This is a genomic window from Aquabacterium sp., from assembly GCF_036279675.1.
Classification (GTDB): Bacteria; Pseudomonadota; Gammaproteobacteria; order Burkholderiales; family Burkholderiaceae_C; genus Aquabacterium.
This window is the reverse complement of the sequence record NZ_DASUIS010000006.1, coordinates 1-2,624: the sequence shown is the minus strand read 5'-3', so window position 1 is coordinate 2,624 and position 2,624 is coordinate 1. Positions and strand designations below refer to the sequence as shown.

General features: G+C 63.3%; 2 protein-coding genes. Both read right to left on the bottom strand.

Features of this window, described 5'->3' with window-relative positions; genetic code table 11:
* Positions 1-549 (bottom strand): DUF6484 domain-containing protein (locus VFW93_RS00820; protein WP_329692096.1); only part of this gene is annotated, 549 nt, incomplete at its 3' end.
* A 20-nt stretch (positions 550-569) separates the two neighbouring features.
* Positions 570-2,624: type VI secretion system Vgr family protein (locus tag VFW93_RS00815; RefSeq protein WP_329692095.1), on the bottom strand; the 2,055-nt coding region annotated here is incomplete at its 5' end.

Here is a 2,624-nt window from a genome sequence, read left to right as displayed (position 1 = left end):
CTTGACCCGATTGACACCACTGGAGCGGCTCAGCACATAGGTGCCGTCGATCAGGACCTTGCCTGCCTTGGTCAAGGTGATGCTGGCCTCGCCGCAACGCAGCACCAGTTGCTCCTTGGCAGACACGATCATGCGTTCGCCTTCAGCGTCCACATCCACCGTGGCGGGCTTGTCTTCCTGCGGCCAGCCCGCCTGCGCCCCACGCACCACACCCATCACGATAGGGCGGTGCACATCGCCTTGCTCAAACATCAGGACCACGCCCTGGCCGATATGAGGGCCGTGCAGATCCACCACCGTGCGGGCACGCAAGGCGGCATGGCCTGGCTGACCCGGAAAGCTGACCAAGGCCGTGCTGCCCTGATCCACCAGGGCCAGCAAGGTGCCCATGATCACCCCATGAACAGGCACATCGGGAGCGCCACCACCGACGGACGTCGGCGCACGCAACAAAGGCGACAGCAGCGCTTCGCCCGTCGACATGGCTTGATCGACACAGGTTTCGGGGAGTTCCAGCGACAAAGGGGAAGGCAGATCGTCGGGCTTCATGGGCGCACCTCAATGGCTCGTCAGTTCTGCGTGATCTTGGAGCCTTTGAGCACCATGTCACTGCTGGCCTTGACATTAACCTTGCCCGAGCCCTCGATCGTGATGTCCTTGCCCTTGATCGTGATGGTGCCGTCCTTCTTCATCGTGATGCTGGCGCTGCCGGTCTTGAGGGTGATGGCGTCACCCGCATCGATCAGCAAGGCCTTGCCGACCTTGAGCGAGTCGCCCTCTGCAACCGATGCACTGCGGCCCTTGCCCACGCTCAGGCTGTGCGCCCCGCCCACCGTGGTGGCTTGATCCGCCCCCACGCTGACCGTCTGCTTCGAACCCACGTTCAGCGACTGGCTCGCACCCACATTGGTGGACTGGTTGGCGCCGACGTTGACGGTCTGCGCGGCACCAATGGCCACTTCCTGCGCCGCACCAATGGCAATGGTTTCGTTCACGCCCACGGTGTGGGTGCGCTGCTGCGCCACGGTAGCGGTCTCATTGGCGCCAATGGAGATGCTGCGATTGGCGCCGATGGTGATCGACTCGTTGCTGCCGACCGACTCGGTGCGGTTGGCCCCGATGGTGATCTGCTCGTTCGAACCCACGCTCTCGGTGCGGTTGCTGCCAATGGTGATGTCCTCATTGGAGCCGACGCTTTCCGTGCGGTTGACCCCGATGGTGATCTTCTCGTTGTTGTCGACCGTCTCTGTGCGGTCGTGCTTGACGTGCACCGTCTCATCGTGGTCGATGGTCTTGGTGCGGTCATGCCCGACCCAGTGCGTCTCGTCGTTCTCGACCTCGATGTCCTGGTTCTTCTCGGCATGCAGCCACACCTGCTCGGCGCCCTTCTTGTCCTCGAAGCGCAAGGCATTGGCGTTGCCGTAAGCCCCGCCCTTGGACGAGCGCGACAGCACGCCGGACTGCGTGGCGTTGGCCGGCAGATCCCATGGCGGCATCTGCTGGGCGTTGTAGACGCGGCCGGTGATCAACGGCTGGTCAGGATCCCCCTCCAGGAAGGAGATGACCACTTCCTGGCCGATGCGCGGGATGTGCACGAAGCCGAAGTTCTGCCCGGCCCAGGGCTGCGACACGCGCACCCAGCACGAGCTCTTTTCATCCTTCTTGCCCAGGCGGTCCCAGTGGAACTGCACCTTCACGCGGCCGTATTTGTCGGTGAAGATCTCTTCGCCGCTGGGGCCCACCACCACGGCGGTTTGCGGCCCCTGCACGAAAGGCTTGAAAGTACTGCGCGGCGGGCGGAACTGCTGCGATGCGGGAATCGCCTCGAAGCTGACCTTGTACTGGCTGCCGCTCTGCCCGGCATCGAACACGGCCACCTGAGCCTGGATCTGCACGCTGGTCAGCAAATACTGGGCGTTCTGGTCTTCACGCGGGTGCTTGCTGAGCGTGAAGGTGCGGCCCGCCTCCAGGCCCATGGCGTTGCCTTGGCCCTCCAGCCGGTGATGGCGGGCCTGCACCTCGTCCAGCCAGTCTTCGGCAAACTGCTTGCCATCGGGCGCCTTGGTGTAGTCGCCCTGAAAATCGAATCGTTCGGCCGACGCTTGATCGTGCGAGCGCGACAGGCTGGCGTCCACCAGCAGCGAGGTAGAGGGGCGCTCGAAGTCATAGCTGGTGAGCACCATCTTGCCGGTCTTGACCTCCTGGCTGAAGGTCCATTGCGAGATGAATTCTTCGTCCGGCGGCGCGTTGCTCGGGTCTTCGATGTAGCGGATGGTGCTGGTGCCCGTGATCGGGTCATGCGCGCTGAGCGAATCCATCAGCACCAGCTCGTGCTTGCCGTTGGTGTGCTCGAAATACCAGTAGATGCCTTCGCGCTCCAGCAAACGGGTGACGAACTGGAAATCGCTTTCGCGGTACTGCACGCAGTAAGTGCGCGGCTGGTAGGTGCGAAACAGCTTGAGCTTCACATGCGCCACGCTGGCGTGATCGTCAAACACCTTCTTGACGATGTCCGGCACCGACATCTCCTGGAAGATGCGGCAATCGCTGGTGCGGGTCAGGAACCACAGCCAGGGGCGCACCTCGGCCTGGTAGGCAAAGTAGCGGCCCCGGGGTGTGCCCAG